This window comes from Pantoea alhagi (assembly GCF_002101395.1).
Classification (GTDB): Bacteria; Pseudomonadota; Gammaproteobacteria; order Enterobacterales; family Enterobacteriaceae; genus Mixta; species Mixta alhagi.
In genome coordinates, this window is sequence record NZ_CP019706.1 from 1,641,858 (window position 1) to 1,658,665 (window position 16,808).

At 54.5% G+C, this 16,808-nt stretch carries 14 protein-coding genes, 1 tRNA gene and 1 rRNA gene; 12 read left to right on the forward strand and 4 right to left on the reverse strand.

What is annotated here, in order from left to right; all coding sequences use genetic code 11:
• Nucleotides 1-151: 151 nt before the first annotated feature.
• Nucleotides 152-1,501 carry a quorum sensing histidine kinase QseC gene (gene qseC / locus B1H58_RS07680; protein ID WP_085069195.1) on the reverse strand — a complete coding sequence of 450 codons (1,350 nt, stop codon included), beginning with the start codon at nucleotides 1,499-1,501 and terminating at the stop codon, nucleotides 152-154.
• Entirely contained in the window at nucleotides 1,498-2,160 is a 663-nt protein-coding gene (gene qseB / locus B1H58_RS07685) for a quorum sensing response regulator transcription factor QseB (protein ID WP_085069197.1), read from the reverse strand. Before qseB ends, qseC begins: the two co-directional genes overlap by 4 nt.
• A 189-nt stretch (nucleotides 2,161-2,349) precedes the next feature.
• On the opposite strand from qseB, the gene B1H58_RS07690 reads away from it, so the two are divergent.
• Nucleotides 2,350-2,745 carry a YgiW/YdeI family stress tolerance OB fold protein gene (locus B1H58_RS07690; protein ID WP_085069199.1) on the forward strand — a complete coding sequence of 132 codons (396 nt, stop codon included), beginning with the start codon at nucleotides 2,350-2,352 and terminating at the stop codon, nucleotides 2,743-2,745.
• Here the strand turns inward: B1H58_RS07690 and B1H58_RS07695 are convergent.
• The gene (locus B1H58_RS07695; protein WP_085069201.1) at nucleotides 2,742-3,638 is read right to left on the reverse strand and encodes a LysR family transcriptional regulator; all 897 of its coding nucleotides are present in this window, start codon (nucleotides 3,636-3,638) and stop codon (nucleotides 2,742-2,744) included. The genes B1H58_RS07690 and B1H58_RS07695 overlap by 4 nt on opposite strands.
• Nucleotides 3,639-3,743: 105 nt before the next feature.
• On the opposite strand from B1H58_RS07695, the gene budA reads away from it, so the two are divergent.
• The 9 genes from budA to rbsR all read left to right on the forward strand — a co-directional run bounded on the left by budA (nucleotide 3,744) and on the right by rbsR (nucleotide 13,006).
• Complete coding sequence (budA, locus tag B1H58_RS07700; protein WP_085069203.1) at nucleotides 3,744-4,526, forward strand: acetolactate decarboxylase; 783 nt, start codon at nucleotides 3,744-3,746, stop codon at nucleotides 4,524-4,526.
• A gap of 20 nt (nucleotides 4,527-4,546) precedes the next feature.
• Nucleotides 4,547-6,223: an acetolactate synthase AlsS gene (gene alsS, locus B1H58_RS07705; protein ID WP_085069205.1), complete on the forward strand. Its 1,677-nt coding sequence runs from the start codon at nucleotides 4,547-4,549 to the stop codon at nucleotides 6,221-6,223.
• Nucleotides 6,224-6,254: 31 nt separating this feature from the next.
• A complete protein-coding gene (locus B1H58_RS07710; RefSeq protein WP_085069206.1) occupies nucleotides 6,255-7,028 on the forward strand; it encodes a (S)-acetoin forming diacetyl reductase in 774 nt (257 codons plus the stop codon).
• A gap of 168 nt (nucleotides 7,029-7,196) precedes the next feature.
• Nucleotides 7,197-7,616 carry a D-ribose pyranase gene (rbsD, locus tag B1H58_RS07715; protein WP_085069208.1) on the forward strand — a complete coding sequence of 140 codons (420 nt, stop codon included), beginning with the start codon at nucleotides 7,197-7,199 and terminating at the stop codon, nucleotides 7,614-7,616.
• Between the two features lie 7 nt (nucleotides 7,617-7,623).
• Nucleotides 7,624-9,135: a ribose ABC transporter ATP-binding protein RbsA gene (gene rbsA / locus B1H58_RS07720; protein ID WP_085069210.1), complete on the forward strand. Its 1,512-nt coding sequence runs from the start codon at nucleotides 7,624-7,626 to the stop codon at nucleotides 9,133-9,135.
• Nucleotides 9,132-10,103: a ribose ABC transporter permease gene (gene rbsC, locus B1H58_RS07725; RefSeq protein ID WP_085069212.1), complete on the forward strand. Its 972-nt coding sequence runs from the start codon at nucleotides 9,132-9,134 to the stop codon at nucleotides 10,101-10,103. The genes rbsA and rbsC overlap by 4 nt, the downstream gene beginning before the upstream one ends.
• Nucleotides 10,104-10,126: 23 nt before the next feature.
• Nucleotides 10,127-11,008 (forward strand): ribose ABC transporter substrate-binding protein RbsB, encoded by an 882-nt coding sequence (rbsB, locus tag B1H58_RS07730; protein WP_418304142.1) that lies wholly within the window; start codon nucleotides 10,127-10,129, stop codon nucleotides 11,006-11,008.
• A 61-nt stretch (nucleotides 11,009-11,069) separates the two neighbouring features.
• A complete protein-coding gene (gene rbsK, locus B1H58_RS07735) occupies nucleotides 11,070-11,999 on the forward strand; it encodes a ribokinase (RefSeq protein ID WP_085069214.1) in 930 nt (309 codons plus the stop codon).
• A 5-nt stretch (nucleotides 12,000-12,004) separates the two neighbouring features.
• Nucleotides 12,005-13,006 carry a ribose operon transcriptional repressor RbsR gene (gene rbsR / locus B1H58_RS07740; RefSeq protein ID WP_237172462.1) on the forward strand — a complete coding sequence of 334 codons (1,002 nt, stop codon included), beginning with the start codon at nucleotides 12,005-12,007 and terminating at the stop codon, nucleotides 13,004-13,006.
• Here the strand turns inward: rbsR and mdtD are convergent.
• Nucleotides 13,003-14,406 carry a multidrug transporter subunit MdtD gene (gene mdtD, locus B1H58_RS07745; RefSeq protein WP_085069218.1) on the reverse strand — a complete coding sequence of 468 codons (1,404 nt, stop codon included), beginning with the start codon at nucleotides 14,404-14,406 and terminating at the stop codon, nucleotides 13,003-13,005. The genes rbsR and mdtD overlap by 4 nt on opposite strands.
• Before the next feature lie 525 nt (nucleotides 14,407-14,931).
• Here mdtD and B1H58_RS07750 point away from each other — a divergent pair.
• Nucleotides 14,932-16,473: ribosomal RNA gene (locus tag B1H58_RS07750) — 16S ribosomal RNA — on the forward strand.
• An 84-nt stretch (nucleotides 16,474-16,557) separates the two neighbouring features.
• A tRNA-Glu gene (locus B1H58_RS07755) sits at nucleotides 16,558-16,633 on the forward strand.
• Nucleotides 16,634-16,808: the final 175 nt, after the last annotated feature.

Here is a 16,808-nt window from a genome sequence, read left to right on the forward strand (position 1 = left end):
GACAGCTCGGCCCGCGCCGTCCATGGCGCGGGGCGCTTTACTCTTATGCCTGAACTTCCCCGCGCTTTGGATTTCCGCGTTGTCTGAAAATGAGGTACATCGATTTTTTATGGCTATTTAATATTATCCATAAAGACATCCATATTTTTTCTTATGGCAGATCGAACGTCACGCGGAAGCCGCCTTGCGGTCGATTCGCCAGCCGGATCTGCATGCCGTGTATCGCGGCGATATGCTGTACGATCGATAGTCCCAGCCCGCTGCCCGATTTCTCCTGTCCTGGCGGACGGTAAAAACGTTCGCCGATGCGCTGCAGCGCCTCTTCACTAACGCCTAGTCCGTTATCGCTTATCTCCAGCTGTTGTTGACGCAGCGTCACCGTCACCGTGCCGCCGCGACGTCCGTAACGAATGGCATTATCCAGCAGATTACGCAGCAGCAGCGAGAGCAGCAGCGCATGTCCCTGATAAGGAAAGCGTTCGCCCACCAGGTTTTCCAGCCGCAGGGTAATGCCGGCGCGCTGCGCGACGCTATCCTGTTCCACAATCGCCTGCTGCGTCAGCTGCGCTAAATCGACCGTTTCACTTTCCGCCAGCGTTCGCTGCGCATCCAGACGGGAAAGCGTTAGCAACTGATCCACCAGTCGCGTGGCACGATCGATACCGGCGTCCAGATTGACCAGCGCATGCTGACGCATCTCTGCATCGTCATGTGCCAGTTGCACTACTTCGCTTTGCACTTTTAGCGCCGCCAGCGGACTGCGTAACTCATGCGCGGCATCGGAAGTAAAACGCCTTTCACGTTGCAGCATCTGATGAATGCGCGAAAAGAGGCCATTCAGGGCATCAACCATCGGCCTGACTTCAGAGGGCAGCCTGGCGGCATTAAGGGAGGCGCTATCATCCGGCAAGCGGCGCTGAAGCTGGTGGGCTATCTGTTTTAACGGTGCCAGCTCGCGTTGCAGCAGCCATAGCAGCAGGATAAGCATCAGCGGTAAGGCGAATAGCCACGGCAGCAGCGTGCTGCGTACCACCGCGCCGGTCATTTCATCGCGATATTCCCACTCCTGACCTACGGCCACCACATACTGCCCATCGGGCGTATTCAGCCAGACCATACGCCAGAGATCGTCATCATCACGCAGACTTCCGTCGCGAAAACCGCGATAATTTGGCTCAAAAAGAAAATCTTTGCCCTTCTCGCCGTCGTCAAATACCCGCTTTCCTGCACGATTAAAAATGGCGAAAGCCAGCGCATCGTCCTCCTGCTGGCCACGATGATCGGACAACACTTTTTTCGTCGCGGGCAGCGTGGCGCGGTTCAGCTCCGCCGGGTTAAGGGTAATTAGCCGCTTAGCAAACAACATCTGTTGTGTATCAAACAGCTCGTTAATGGTATGACGTGCCTGGAACCAGGCGCTGATGCTCGCCGCTCCCCAGCAGATCGCCGTTAACAGCAAAAAGCCGCTCATCAGCCGGGCGCGCAGGCTCATCTGTTTCATGGCGTTGCTCCCAGCGTATAGCCCACACCATGCACCGTGCGAATAAAAGCACTGCCCAGCTTTTTACGCAGATGGTGAATATGTACTTCTACCGCGTTACTGGAAACATCCTGATCCCAACTGTAAAGCTTCTCCTCCAGCTGTGCCCGCGTCAGCACCCGTCCTGCATTGAGCATAAACAGCTCCAGCAGCGCCAGCTCGCGCGGCTTCAGTTCGATCAGCTCATTATCCAGCGTGACGGTACGCGCAGCGGGATCAAGCGTCAGCGCGCCGTGGGTTAAGGTAGGCTGTAACTGGCCGTGGCGTCGACGGATCAACGCCTGCAGGCGTGCCGCCACCTCACTCAACGCAAAAGGCTTGCAGAGATAATCATCCGCGCCCTGCTGCAACCCCTCTACCCGCTGCGCCACCGCATCGCGTGCGGTTAAAATCAGTACCGGAATATCTTCGCCGTGGCTACGCCAGCTGCGCAAAATATCCATACCGTCGCGCTGTGGCAGGCTGAGATCCAGCACAACGGCATCATAGGTGGCTGCCTTTAGCGCTGCTATTCCCTGCTCGCCATCCATTATCCAGTCAACGCTAAAACCCAGCTTGCCCAGCCCGGCTTTGATGCCATCACCAATTAAACGATCGTCTTCAATTAACAGAATACGCATGGGGGTTCCCGATCTCTCTCACTGTCGCCGTTATACGGAAAAAACGCTTCGCTTGTACAGAAGAAGGGGGCAAATGTTGCGACCAGACAACAAACGCATAAAAAGATGGACTCACTTAAGATCCTGTTAAGAACCCTGTGCTGTACTTAGAAGCCTCTATCCGAGCCATTAACAAACGAGGGAAATTCAATGAAGAAGCATGTTGCAATGGTTGCGATTGTCGCTCTGTTCACAATGCCGGCACTGGCGGCGCAGACCGGTGGTTTTGTCGATCCGAACGCACCGCATACCCAGACCCAGAAAGGCGGCTTTAAAGGCCCACAAAATGTGGTCACGGTAAAAGAAGCCAAAGAGATGAAGGATGACAGCTGGATTACCGTACGCGGCAATATTGTTAAGCGCCTCAGCGACGATGACTATCTGTTCCAGGATGCAACCGGCACACTTTCAGTAGAGATCGATGAGGAAGACTGGAAAGGCCAGAGCATAAGTCCTGGAGATAAAGTTGAGCTACAGGGCGAACTGGATAAAGCCTTTAACGATGCGCAGCTGGAAGTTAAACAGGTACGTAAAATCCAGGGTTAAGTATCAACGTTCAGCTGCTGCGTTAGCGTATCCAACAGATGCTGCAACGTTGGTGAACGATCCCAGCGTCGCCAGGCCAGCGCAATATCGGTGGTCAGCGACGCCTCCTGACAAGGATGGAAGCTGATATCAGGCATTGCGACGCAGCTAAGCGATTGTGGCACCAGCGCAAAGCCAAACCCGGCTGAAACCATGCCGATAATCGAAGAGAGCTGCGGCGCATGCGGCCCGGTTTGTGGCTGAAAGCCCGCCCGCACACAGGCGCTGATAATGGATTCATACAGGCTGGGCGCAATCTCCCATGGAAACATTACCATTGGCGTATCGCTGAGCTGACTTAGCGAAATTTCCTGCTTTGTGCTGAGCGGATGAGCGTTATGCAGGACAATTTGCATCTTTTCGCTGGCGATCAGCTTGAGGTTAAAGGTCTTGCTGGTTTCACAGGGCAGGCGGACAAAAGCGGCATCCAGCAATCCCTCCTGAAGATCCTGCATCAGTGAAGACATACTGGCCTCACGAGGCAACAGCGTTACCGAGGGAAACTGTTGTTGAAAAGTCTGTAGCAGGCGGAAAATATCCTGATGAAAGGCCACCGAGCTGGCAAAACCCAGCGACAGCTTACCCGTAACGCCCCGCGCAATGCCTTTCGCTTTTTCCAGCGCATGTCCGGTTAAATCAAGGATCTGACAGGCATCCTGATAAAACGCCTCCCCGGCCTCTGTGAGTTCCACGCCTCGTGTCAGCCGCTTTAGCAGCGGCGTCCCTATCTCTCGCTCCAGACGCAATATTTGCTGGCTTAACGGCGGCTGGGAAATCCCCAGCATCTCAGCCGCGCGAGTGAAGTTACGCGTCTGCGCAACAGCGACGAAATAACGAAGATACCGTAGTTCCATATCTAAAACGTCTCAAAGTGAAGGGCTTTCTGTATTGGATTCTCCCACTGAATAGCGCGAACATATAGTTAAACAGTGTTAACCTTTTGTGCAGAGGGGAGAATCATGTCACATTCTGTAACTGATTGTTCATGCGAGAAACAGCTTGCTGAAACCATCAGTGCGCTGCGCGAGGAACAACCAGAAAGCGTAATCTATCAGACCTCGCTGATGAGCGCTCTGCTGAGCGGCGTTTATGAAGGTTCGAAAACCATTGCCGATCTGCTGAAGAAAGGAGATTTCGGCCTGGGAACCTTTAATCACCTTGATGGTGAGATGATCGCTTTTAACAGCAACGTATATCAACTGCGCGCCGATGGCAGCGCCAATGCGGCCCAGCCTGATCAACGTACGCCGTTTGCCGTAATGACCTTTTTCCGTCCGCAGTATCAGCATCGTTTTAGTGGCGTTGCCGATCGCGATGCGGTGCATGAAATCATTAATCAGCAAATCGTATCGGATAACCAGTTCTGTGCGTTGCGCATTGATGGCCGTTTTCACCAGGTTCAGACGCGTACCGTGCCCTGCCAGCATCGTCCTTATAAACCGATGATGGAGGCTATTGAACAACAGCCAACCTTCCATTTTAACCAGCGCGATGGCGTATTGATTGGCTTTCGCACGCCGCAGTATATGCAGGGCATTAACGTAGCGGGCTATCACGAACACTTCATTACCGATGACCGTCAGGGCGGCGGTCATGTACTCGATTATAGCCTGGAGTCTGGCGTACTGACCTTCGGTGCCATTAGCAAGCTGGTAATCGATCTGCCGGACGATCGTGACTTCTTACAGGCCGATCTCAACCCGGACGATCTCGACAGCGCCATTCGCGCCGTAGAAAGCTGAATCCCGCCACAGGAGAAAAAATGAAAAGCGATATGCAGAAAGAATGGGCGCACGGCGCCGATTTGGTTGTCGCCCAGCTGGAGGCGCAGGGTGTTAAACAGGTGTTTGGTATCCCCGGCGCTAAGGTTGATAAAGTTTTCGACTCGCTGGTGGACTCCTCTATTCAAACCATTCCGGTTCGCCATGAAGCCAACGCCGCGTTTATGGCCGCAGCGGTAGGGCGTTTAACCGGTAAAGCGGGCGTGGCGCTGGTTACTTCCGGTCCCGGCTGCTCTAACCTGATCACCGGCATGGCGACGGCAACCTCTGAAGGCGATCCGGTGGTGGCGCTGGGCGGCGCGGTAAAACGTGCGGATAGCGCCAAGCTGGTCCATCAAAGCATGGATACCGTGGGTATGTTCCGTCCGATCACCAAATATGCGGTAGAAGTGGGCGCGCCGGATGCGCTGGGTGAAATCCTTGCCAACGCCTTTCGCTATGCGGAGCTGGGTCGCCCTGGCGGCGCGTTTATCAGCCTGCCGCAGGACATCGTCGATGGACCGGTACGCGGTAATGTGCTGACGCCAGCAGGCGAGCTGCTGCTTGGCTCTGCGCCAGACTGCGCCATTAACCGCGTCGCTGATAAAATCGCGAAAGCGAAAAACCCAATTATCCTGCTCGGCCTGATGGCCAGTCAGCCGAAAAATGCCAAAGCGCTGCATCGTCTGCTGGAGCGCAGCCATATTCCGGTCACCAGCACCTACCAGGCAGCCGGTGCCGTATCGCAATCGCACTTCTCTCGCTTTGCCGGACGTGTGGGACTGTTTAATAACCAGGCGGGCGATCGCCTGCTGCTGCAGGCAGATCTGATTATCACTATCGGCTACAGTCCGGTGGAATATGAACCTGCGAAATGGAACAGCGGTAACGCCGAGCTGGTGCATATAGATGTACTGCCTGCGGAAACCGACAACTGTTATCAGCCAGATGCCGAACTGATTGGTGACATCGCCGCCACGCTGGATAAGCTGGCCGCACGTATCGAGGCGCCGCTGCATCTTAGCCCTGAATCCGCACACATTCTGAAAGATCGTCAGCAGCAGCGTGAGCTGCTGGCGATGCGCGGTCACCAGCTGAACCAGTTTGCCCTGCATCCGCTGCGTATTGTGCGCGCGATGCAGGACATCATTAACAGCGACGTGACGTTGACCGTGGATATGGGCAGCTTCCATATCTGGATTGCCCGCTACCTTTACAGCTTCCGAGCCCGCCAGATCATGATCTCCAACGGTCAGCAGACCATGGGCGTTGCGCTGCCGTGGGCGATTGGCGCATGGCTGGTGGATCCGAGCCGTAAAGTGGTATCGGTCTCCGGCGATGGCGGTTTTATGCAGTCAAGCATGGAGCTGGAAACGGCGGTGCGCCTTGGCGCCAACGTGTTGCACATCATCTGGGTCGATAACGGTTACAACATGGTGGCGATTCAGGAAGAGCAAAAATACCAGCGTCTTTCCGGCGTGGAGTTTGGCCCGATCGATTTCAAAACCTACGCAGAAGCCTTTGGCGCAGCAGGATTCGCGGTGGAAAGCGCCGATCAGCTGGAGCCAATACTGCGTCAGGCGATGGATGTACAGGGACCTGCTGTGGTTGCGGTGCCGGTAGATTATGCCGACAACCCCAAACTGATGGGGCAGCTGCATCTGAGCCAGATCCTGTAATACCCCTTTATCAACTCAGCAAGGAGCAGTTATGGAAAGCAAAGTTGCATTAGTGACCGGTTCCGGTCAGGGCATCGGTAAAGCCATTGCCCTGCGGCTGGCGAAAGATGGATTTGCCGTCGCGGTAGTGGATTACAATGCGGAAACCGCACGTCAGGCTGCCGAAGAGATTACGCGGCAGGGCGGTAAAGCCATTGCGCTGCAGGCGGATGTCTCCGATCGCGATCAGGTATTTGCGGCAGTTGAGCAGGCCCGGCAGCAGCTGGGTGGATTTGATGTGATCGTCAATAACGCGGGCGTTGCGCCTACCACGCTGATTGAAGATATTACGCCGGAAATCGTCGATAAGGTTTACAACATCAACGTGAAAGGGGTGATCTGGGGCATTCAGGCGGCGGTCAAAGCTTTTAAAGCGCTGGGGCACGGCGGCAAAATTATCAACGCCTCTTCGCAGGCGGGCCACGTAGGGAACCCGGAGCTGGCCGTTTACAGCTCCAGCAAGTTTGCCGTACGCGGTCTGACCCAGACAGCCGCACGCGATCTGGCGCCGCTGGGCATTACCGTAAACGCCTATTGTCCTGGCATTGTAAAAACGCCGATGTGGGATGAAATCGACCGTCAGGTTTCAGCTGCTGCAGGCCAGGCTCCGGGATACGGTACCGCTGAGTTTGCTAAACGCATCACGCTGGGCCGCCTTTCCGAACCAGAAGATGTCGCTGCCTGCGTCGCGTTCCTGGCAGGCCCGGATTCCGATTATATGACCGGCCAGGCGTTGCTTATTGATGGCGGTATGGTCTTCAGTTAATCCGCTGATACGGGCCTTAACCGGCCCGTTTCTTTACCTAAATCAAATTTCCTCACCCGCCAGCGAAACGTTTCGATGGCGATCACAATTCTGTTACCTTCCTGTTGTCAACAACCCCGATTTTTCTGAAACTCCGTTTTGGCGAAACGTTTCGCTCAGGAGCGCATCATGAAAAAAGGCACCTTACTTAACGCGGAAATTTCTACGGTTATCGCTCGTCTTGGGCACACCGACAGCCTGACAATTGGCGATGCCGGACTGCCCATTCCCGCCGGCCCACAGCGGATCGATCTCGCGGTAACGCATGGCATTCCCAGCTTTTTACAGGTCGCGCAGGCCGTTACGCACGAAATGCAAGTGGAAAGCGCCATTATTGCTGAAGAGATCCGTACGCATAACGCCAGGCTGCATAACGAACTGATCGCGCTGCTGGAAGTGCTGCAACGTCAGCAGGGCAATGACATCACCATCGCCTATGTTCCTCATGAACAATTCAAAACTTTAACGCAACGGAGCCAGGCGGTCATTCGCAGTGGGGAATGTACGCCCTACGCGAATATTATCCTGACCGCCGGCGTGACCTTCTGAGGCTGCTATGCAACCGCTACTGCAACTAAAAGGCATCGAAAAATCATTCCCGGGCGTAAAGGCGTTGAATGGCGCTGCGCTTTCCGTTTATCCAGGTCGGGTGATGGCGCTGGTAGGCGAAAACGGCGCGGGCAAATCCACCATGATGAAAGTGCTGACCGGTATCTATAAACGTGATGCCGGCTCGTTGCAGTGGCTGGGCGAAGAGACGCACTTCAGCGGGCCGAAAGCGTCACAGGAAGCAGGCATCGGCATTATCCATCAGGAGCTGAACCTGATCCCACAGCTCTCTATCGCCGAGAACATTTTCCTGGGCCGCGAGTTTGTTAACCGTTTTAGCCGCATCGACTGGAAAAAGATGCATGCCGAAGCGGATACGTTGCTCAAACGCCTTAATCTGCGCTTTAACAGTCATCGACTGGTGGGCGACCTCTCTATCGGCGACCAGCAAATGGTGGAGATTGCTAAAGTTCTCAGCTTTGAGTCAAAAGTGATCGTGATGGATGAACCCACCGATGCGCTAACCGATACCGAAACAGTATCGCTGTTTCGGGTGATCAACGAACTCAAAGCGCAGGGCTGCGGCATTGTTTATATCTCTCATCGCATGAAAGAAATTTTTGAAATTTGCGATGACGTTACGGTTTTCCGCGACGGTCAGTTTATTGCCGAGCGCAGCGTCGATACGCTAACAGAAGCCTCGCTGATTGAAATGATGGTAGGACGCAAGCTGGAAGATCAATATCCACGACTGGATAAAGCGCCAGGCGAAATTCGCCTGCAGGTAGAAAACCTCAGCGGGCCGGGTATTGATAACGTCAGCTTTACGCTGCGCAAAGGCGAAATCTTAGGGGTCTCCGGACTCATGGGCGCTGGCCGTACCGAGCTGATGAAAATGCTGTACGGCGCGCTGCCGCGTAGCGCCGGCAAAGTGGTGTTAAACGGGCGCGAAATTAACGTTCGTACGCCGCAGGACGGTCTGGCTAACGGCATCGTTTATATTTCAGAAGATCGTAAACGCGACGGCCTGGTACTGGGCATGTCGGTGAAAGAGAACATGTCACTGACCGCGCTGAGCTATTTCAGTAACGGCGGCGGCGCGTTAAAGCACAGCGCCGAACAGTTGGCAGTCAGCGATTTTATTCGTCTGTTTAATATCAAAACGCCGGGTATGGATCAGACCATCGGCCTGCTTTCCGGCGGTAATCAGCAGAAAGTTGCCATTGCCCGCGGCCTGATGACTCGGCCCAACGTACTGATCCTTGATGAGCCCACGCGCGGCGTGGATGTCGGTGCCAAGAAAGAGATTTATCAGCTGATCAACCAGTTTAAAGAGGAAGGGCTGAGCATCATTCTCGTCTCTTCTGAAATGCCGGAAGTGCTGGGGATGAGCGATCGCATTCTGGTTATGCATGAAGGCCGCCTGAGCGGCGAGTTTTCCACTGAACAGGCCACGCAGGAAGTCCTGATGGCTGCCGCCGTAGGCAAGCAACACAGCGAGGAGTTAGCACATTTATGAGTACCCAAACCTTACCAGCCCGCCGCCGCTGGTTCAGCAAGGCCTGGCTGCTGGAACAAAAGTCGCTGATTGCCCTGATTGTGCTGATTGCCGTCGTTGCCAGCCAGAGCCCGAACTTTTTTACCGTTAATAACCTGTTCAATATCCTGCAGCAGACCTCGGTAAACGCCATTATGGCGGTGGGTATGACGCTGGTTATTCTGACCTCCGGCATCGACCTTTCTGTTGGCTCGCTGCTGGCGCTAACCGGCGCGGTAGCGGCATCACTTGTCGGGCTGGAGGTTAATGCGCTGCTGGCCGTGGCCGCCGCGCTGGGGCTGGGGGCAGCGATTGGCGCGGTTACTGGCACCATAGTTGCGAAGGGAAAAGTGCAGGCCTTTATCGCCACGCTGGTAATGATGTTGCTGCTGCGCGGCGTGACCATGGTTTATACCGACGGCAGCCCGGTGAATACCGGCTTTAATGAGAATGCCGATTTGTTTGGCTGGTTCGGTATTGGTCGTCCACTGGGGATCCCGACGCCGGTATGGCTGATGGCGGTGGTGTTTTTGGCAGCCTGGTACATGCTGCACCATACGCGTTTGGGGCGTTACATCTATGCACTGGGCGGCAATGAAGCGGCAACCCGTCTCTCCGGGATCAATGTTAATCGCGTAAAAGTGATCGTCTATGCGCTAAGCGGCATGCTGGCAGCGCTGGCGGGCACCATTGAAGTGGCTCGCCTCTCCTCGGCGCAGCCAACCGCAGGCACTGGCTATGAGCTGGATGCCATCGCAGCGGTTGTGCTGGGTGGAACCAGTCTGGCAGGCGGCAAAGGACGCATTATGGGCACGCTGATCGGTGCGCTGATCCTTGGCTTCCTGAATAATGGTCTTAACCTGTTGGGCGTCTCTTCCTACTATCAGATGATCGTCAAAGCGGCGGTGATTTTGCTGGCGGTGCTGGTGGATAACAAAAGCAGTAAATAGCGCTTACCTCTAAGGATATAAAGATGAAAATGAAAAAACTCACGGCAATTGCAGTACTGCTTGGCGCCACGCTTAGCGCCAATGCACTGGCTAAAGATACCATCGCGCTGGTGGTTTCAACCCTGAATAACCCCTTCTTCGTCTCGCTGAAAGATGGCGCGCAGAAAGAAGCAGATAAGCTGGGTTACAACCTGGTGGTTCTGGATTCGCAAAATAACCCGGCGAAAGAGCTGGCAAACGTTCAGGATCTGACCGTTCGCGGCACCAGGTTGCTGCTGATCAACCCAACCGACTCAGATGCGGTAGGTAATGCGGTTAAAATGGCAAACCAGGCCAATATTCCGGTGATTACCCTGGACCGCGTAGCGGCGCAGGGCAAAGTGATGAGTCACGTGGCGTCAGATAACCGCTTCGGCGGGAAAATGGCCGGTGACTTTATCGCGAAAAAACTGGGTGAGGGCGCCAAAATTATAGAGCTGCAGGGCATTGCCGGGACCTCCGCCGCGCGTGAACGTGGTGAAGGTTTCAAACAGGCTGCCGATGCGCATAAATTCCAGATCCTGGCGAGCCAGCCTGCCGACTTCGATCGTACCAAGGGCCTGAACGTTATGCAGAACCTGCTGACGGCGCATCCGGAAGTGCAGGCGGTGTTCGCGCAAAACGATGAAATGGCGCTGGGTGCGTTACGAGCATTGCAAACCGCCGGTAAATCTGATGTGGTGGTCGTGGGCTTCGACGGCACCGATGATGGGGTTAAAGCTGTAGAAGGCGGCAAACTGGCCGCGACCGTGGCGCAGATGCCGGAAAAAATTGGTCAGGTAGGCGTACAGATCGCTGATAAAGCGTTAAAAGGCGAGAAAGTACAGGCTATCAATCCGGTCGATCTGAAGCTGGTCACCAAATAACAAAGAAAAGCATGGCAACGCGCCACCGTTCAGGTGGCGCACTTTTCTGGATGAACCCCGAATGACGCAATCCGCTAAACTCGCTGTACTTGGCAGTATTAATGCCGATCATATTCTTAATTTGTCACAGTTCCCGCGGCCCGGTGAGACGGTGATCGGGAAACAGTACCAGGTCGCTTTTGGCGGTAAAGGCGCAAATCAGGCGGTGGCCGCTGGCCGCAGCGGCGCAGATATCGCTTTTATTGCCTGTGTGGGCGCTGATGATATTGGCGAACGTATTCGTCAACAGTTAGCTGCTGACCGCATCGATACCTCTCCTGTTTCTGTGATTGACGCCGCCACGACCGGCGTAGCGCTTATCTTTGTTAACAGCGAGGGCGAAAACAGCATTGCTATTCATGCCGGGGCGAACGCTGCGTTGACGCCAGAGGTTGTGGCGCAACATCAGCAAGTGATTGCCGATGCTGCCGCATTACTGATGCAGCTGGAGTCACCGCTGGAAAGCGTGCTGGCGGCGGCGAAAATTGCCCGGCAGCATGGGACGCGCGTGATCCTTAATCCCGCGCCGGCGGCTGTTTTGCCGGATGAGCTGTTGGGGCTGGTGGATATGATCACCCCTAATGAAACCGAAGCGGAAATGCTGACCGGCATTGCGATAAAAAGCGATGAGGATGCGGCCCGCGCCGCCGCCGTGCTGCATGAAAAAGGCATCGCACAAGTGCTGATCACGCTCGGCAGTCGTGGCGTCTGGCTTAGCGAAGAAGGTACAGGGCAGCGCATTGCTGGCTTTCGCGTTCAGGCGGTGGATACCATTGCCGCCGGAGATACCTTTAACGGCGCGTTGATTACCGCACTGCTGGAACAGCAGCCGATGCCGCAGGCGGTGCGCTTTGCCCATGCGGCAGCAGCGATTGCCGTAACGCGTTCCGGCGCGCAGCCATCCGTGCCCTGGCGCGAAGAGATTGACCGCTTTTTACAGCAGCAGGGGTAAGCGGATTGGCTACCATGAAAGATGTCGCCCGTTTAGCGGGCGTCTCGACCTCAACGGTCTCGCACGTTATTAACAACAGTCGCTTTGTAAGTGAAGCGATCAAAGAAAAAATTGAAGCGGCCATTCTCGAGCTAAACTATGCGCCCTCGGCTCTGGCGCGCAGCCTGAAGATCAACCAAACCCACACCATTGGTATGCTGCTTACTGCCAGCAGTAACCCTTTTTATGCTGAAGTGGTACGTGGCGTGGAAAACAGCTGCTATGAACGCGGCTACAGTTTGGTGTTGTGCAATACCGAAGGTGATGAAGAACGCATGAATCGCAGCCTGGAAACGTTGCTGCAAAAGCGTGTTGATGGTTTGCTCATCATGTGTACCGAAAGTCATCTGCCTTCTGCCGATATCCTGACGCGTTATCCTGGCATTCCTTCAGTAATGATGGACTGGGCACCCTTCGACGGCGGCAGCGATATTATTCAGGATAATTCACTGCTCGGCGGTGAGCTGGCGGCCAACTATCTTATTGCGCGCGGCTATACGCGTATCGCCTGTATTGCCGGGCCGCTGGATAAAACTCCGGCGCGGCTGCGGCTGGAAGGGTTTAAACAGGCGATGACAGCAGCCGGCCTGCCTTTACCACCAGAGTATGTAATCAATGGTGATTTTGAATTCCAGGGCGGTTTCAACGGCATGAATGCATTGCTGGCATGTAAATCACGCCCGCAGGCAGTATTCACCAGTAATGATGCGATGGCTGTTGGCGCGTATCATGCGCTCTATCAGGCGGGGTTACGCGTCCCTGAAGATATGGCGGTGATGGGATATGACGATATTGAACTGGCGCGCTATATGACACCACCGTTAACAACAATTCATCAGCCAAAGGATGAACTGGGCGAGCTGGCCATCGATACGTTAATTCATCGACTTAAATCGCCCGGCGGCAGCCAGCAAAGGCTGGTGCTGACGCCGGAGTTGATTGAACGACAGTCAGTCGCGCAACGTTAAGCCTTTTTACGGCGCTTTTCACGATCGCTAATCAGGTGACGGCCATCACCTGGTTTTAACAGCATAAATACCAGCGCTGACAGAACGGTGACCACGCCCATGGTCAAAAACGTCGAGTGGAACTGTTCAACCGTAGTGCCGCCAAAGTTCTCATAGAAGCGCAGTACCGCGGCGCTCACCGCGACGCCAAAACCGATCGCCAGCTGCTGCGTTACCGCCAACATACTGTTGCCGCTGCTGGCATTCTCATCGGTAAGATCGGCCAGCGTGATGGTGTTCATGGCGGTAAACTGCGTTGACATGGCCATTCCCAACAGAAACAGCGGCAACAGCAACACGTAAATCTGTTCGCCCGGCGACTGCAACGCAAAGCTGGCAATAAACAGGCCGATAATTGCGGTAATGGCAACCAGCGTAGTGCGATAGCCCAGCCTGCGTAACACGCTGGTTACCGTCGATTTCGCCAGCATAGAGCCAATCGCCGTCGGTGCCATCATACAGCCTGCGATAATCGCTGAGTAACCAAAGCCCACCTGCAGCATTAGCGGCATAAGAAAAGGAACGCATCCGGTGCCCAGTCGGGAAGCAATATTGCCCAGGATGCCGATTGAAAACGTGCGGGTCTTAAACATTGGCAGGCTAATTAGCGGGGTGGGATGACGTCGCGCGTGCGCTATATAAAGCAGCAGTAAAAGGATGCCACTCAGCAGAACGGCAACAGCAATGGTACTGGCGACAATTTTCTCTCCGAATAACTCAATGCCGCATGAAAGCAGCACCAGGCCGAAACCGAACAGGATAAAGCCCAGCGAATCGAAGCGACGACGCGGCGTTGTAAAGTCCGGCATATATTTGCGTGCATAGACAATACCAAGAATGCCGATAGGGATGTTTATCAGGAAAATCCAGTGCCAGGAGGCATAGGTAACTAAAATGCCGCCAAGCATCGGGCCGACCACGGGACCGACCAGACCGGGCAGGGTAACAAAATTCAGCACCGGCAATAGCTCGCTGCGCGGATAGGCCCGTAATAAAGCAAGGCGTGCCACCGGCATCATCATTGCTCCGCCAACGCCCTGGATAATACGCGAGATAACCAGCACCATTAGCGAGCCGGAAAGCGCGCAGATCAAAGAGCCAAAGGTAAAAAGAGAGACAGCAACGATAAAGACCTTACGTGTACCGTAGCGATCGGCCAGCCAGCCGCTGACTGGAATCAACATCGCCACCGTCAGGGTATAGCTGATAACCGCAGACTGCATAGCAAGTGGAGAACGCTGGAGGCTGTCGGCGATAGCCGGGAGAGCAGTATTCAATATTGTTGCATCGAGTGACTGCATGAAAAAAGCCATCGCAGCAATCCAGGGAAGCCCCGCCATACTGCGCGCAGATTTGATCATTAAGCATCCTTCTTCTTTATTGTTTACGTGGCCCACAACAAAATCGGCAGAGAAATAGAGAATAGCATCAGCCGAAGCCGGGCACTTCGCCAAAAACGGGCAAAACAACGCGGGGTTCTGGTTGCGAGATATACAATTAGCGGTGTTTATTCAGGCTATTGGCGAAAAAAGAAACGCTTGGCTATTTTTTTTAAATTAGCACTTGCGAGCTTCAGAGAACTCCCTATAATGCGCCTCCACTGACACGGCACAGCGGCTTACGCAGCGTCGGGTCAGGCGGTTCAGCGAAGTCTGAATCGCCGGAGAAAAACTTCTGAAAAAAGGGGTTGACTCTGAAAGAGGAAAGCGTAATATACGCCACCTCGCGACAACGGCACGAAGCGCCGGTCGCACTGCTCTTTAACAATTTATCAGACAATCTGTGTGGGCACTCACGGACGGGATATCGCAAAAACTATTGCAGTATCAAGTCTCAGAGTGAACACGTAATTCATTACGACGTTTTTCTTTGAGCATCAGACTTTTAAATTGAAGAGTTTGATCATGGCTCAGATTGAACGCTGGCGGCAGGCCTAACACATGCAAGTCGAACGGTAACAGAGAGCAGCTTGCTGCTCTGCTGACGAGTGGCGGACGGGTGAGTAATGTCTGGGGATCTGCCCGATGGAGGGGGATAACCACTGGAAACGGTGGCTAATACCGCATAATGTCGCAAGACCAAAGTGGGGGACCTTCGGGCCTCACACCATCGGATGAACCCAGATGGGATTAGCTAGTAGGTGAGGTAACGGCTCACCTAGGCGACGATCCCTAGCTGGTCTGAGAGGATGACCAGCCACACTGGAACTGAGACACGGTCCAGACTCCTACGGGAGGCAGCAGTGGGGAATATTGCACAATGGGCGCAAGCCTGATGCAGCCATGCCGCGTGTATGAAGAAGGCCTTCGGGTTGTAAAGTACTTTCAGCGGGGAGGAAGGGAGCGAGGTTAATAACCTGGTTCATTGACGTTACCCGCAGAAGAAGCACCGGCTAACTCCGTGCCAGCAGCCGCGGTAATACGGAGGGTGCAAGCGTTAATCGGAATTACTGGGCGTAAAGCGCACGCAGGCGGTCTGTCAAGTCGGATGTGAAATCCCCGGGCTCAACCCGGGAACTGCATTCGAAACTGGCAGGCTAGAGTCTTGTAGAGGGGGGTAGAATTCCAGGTGTAGCGGTGAAATGCGTAGAGATCTGGAGGAATACCGGTGGCGAAGGCGGCCCCCTGGACAAAGACTGACGCTCAGGTGCGAAAGCGTGGGGAGCAAACAGGATTAGATACCCTGGTAGTCCACGCCGTAAACGATGTCGACTTGGAGGCTGTGAGCTTGACTCGTGGCTTCCGGAGCTAACGCGTTAAGTCGACCGCCTGGGGAGTACGGCCGCAAGGTTAAAACTCAAATGAATTGACGGGGGCCCGCACAAGCGGTGGAGCATGTGGTTTAATTCGATGCAACGCGAAGAACCTTACCTGGCCTTGACATCCACGGAATTCTGCAGAGATGCGGAAGTGCCTTCGGGAACCGTGAGACAGGTGCTGCATGGCTGTCGTCAGCTCGTGTTGTGAAATGTTGGGTTAAGTCCCGCAACGAGCGCAACCCTTATCCTTTGTTGCCAGCGATTCGGTCGGGAACTCAAGGGAGACTGCCGGTGATAAACCGGAGGAAGGTGGGGATGACGTCAAGTCATCATGGCCCTTACGGCCAGGGCTACACACGTGCTACAATGGCGCATACAAAGAGAAGCGACCTCGCGAGAGCAAGCGGACCTCATAAAGTGCGTCGTAGTCCGGATCGGAGTCTGCAACTCGACTCCGTGAAGTCGGAATCGCTAGTAATCGTGGATCAGAATGCCACGGTGAATACGTTCCCGGGCCTTGTACACACCGCCCGTCACACCATGGGAGTGGGTTGCAAAAGAAGTAGGTAGCTTAACCTTCGGGAGGGCGCTTACCACTTTGTGATTCATGACTGGGGTGAAGTCGTAACAAGGTAACCGTAGGGGAACCTGCGGTTGGATCACCTCCTTACCATGCTGAATCCCGGCCGTGAAGTGCTCACACAGATTGTCTGATGAAATGTACGAGCAAGGCGTCTTGCGAAGCAGACTCAGTGTCCCCTTCGTCTAGAGGCCCAGGACACCGCCCTTTCACGGCGGTAACAGGGGTTCGAATCCCCTAGGGGACGCCACTTGCTGGTCTGTGAGTGAAAGTCACCTGCCAAATTATCTTAAAACTGACTTACGAGTCGGCTTTAAGATATTGCTCTTTAACAATCCGGAAACAAGCTGAAAATTGAAAACGGAACAACTTTAATCCAGTTGTTCACGATTCTCTCAATTCTCGCACTCACGAGTGTCGCAAGA

Coding starts and splice junctions, on each gene's coding strand:
- qseC (WP_085069195.1), bottom strand. CDS start 1,501: ATGAAACAGATGAGCCTGCGCGCCCGGCTGATGAGCGGCTTTTTGCTG.
- qseB (WP_085069197.1), bottom strand. CDS start 2,160: ATGCGTATTCTGTTAATTGAAGACGATCGTTTAATTGGTGATGGCATC.
- B1H58_RS07690 (WP_085069199.1), top strand. CDS start 2,350: ATGAAGAAGCATGTTGCAATGGTTGCGATTGTCGCTCTGTTCACAATG.
- B1H58_RS07695 (WP_085069201.1), bottom strand. CDS start 3,638: ATGGAACTACGGTATCTTCGTTATTTCGTCGCTGTTGCGCAGACGCGT.
- budA (WP_085069203.1), top strand. CDS start 3,744: ATGTCACATTCTGTAACTGATTGTTCATGCGAGAAACAGCTTGCTGAA.
- alsS (WP_085069205.1), top strand. CDS start 4,547: ATGAAAAGCGATATGCAGAAAGAATGGGCGCACGGCGCCGATTTGGTT.
- B1H58_RS07710 (WP_085069206.1), top strand. CDS start 6,255: ATGGAAAGCAAAGTTGCATTAGTGACCGGTTCCGGTCAGGGCATCGGT.
- rbsD (WP_085069208.1), top strand. CDS start 7,197: ATGAAAAAAGGCACCTTACTTAACGCGGAAATTTCTACGGTTATCGCT.
- rbsA (WP_085069210.1), top strand. CDS start 7,624: ATGCAACCGCTACTGCAACTAAAAGGCATCGAAAAATCATTCCCGGGC.
- rbsC (WP_085069212.1), top strand. CDS start 9,132: ATGAGTACCCAAACCTTACCAGCCCGCCGCCGCTGGTTCAGCAAGGCC.
- rbsB (WP_418304142.1), top strand. CDS start 10,127: ATGAAAATGAAAAAACTCACGGCAATTGCAGTACTGCTTGGCGCCACG.
- rbsK (WP_085069214.1), top strand. CDS start 11,070: ATGACGCAATCCGCTAAACTCGCTGTACTTGGCAGTATTAATGCCGAT.
- mdtD (WP_085069218.1), bottom strand. CDS start 14,406: ATGATCAAATCTGCGCGCAGTATGGCGGGGCTTCCCTGGATTGCTGCG.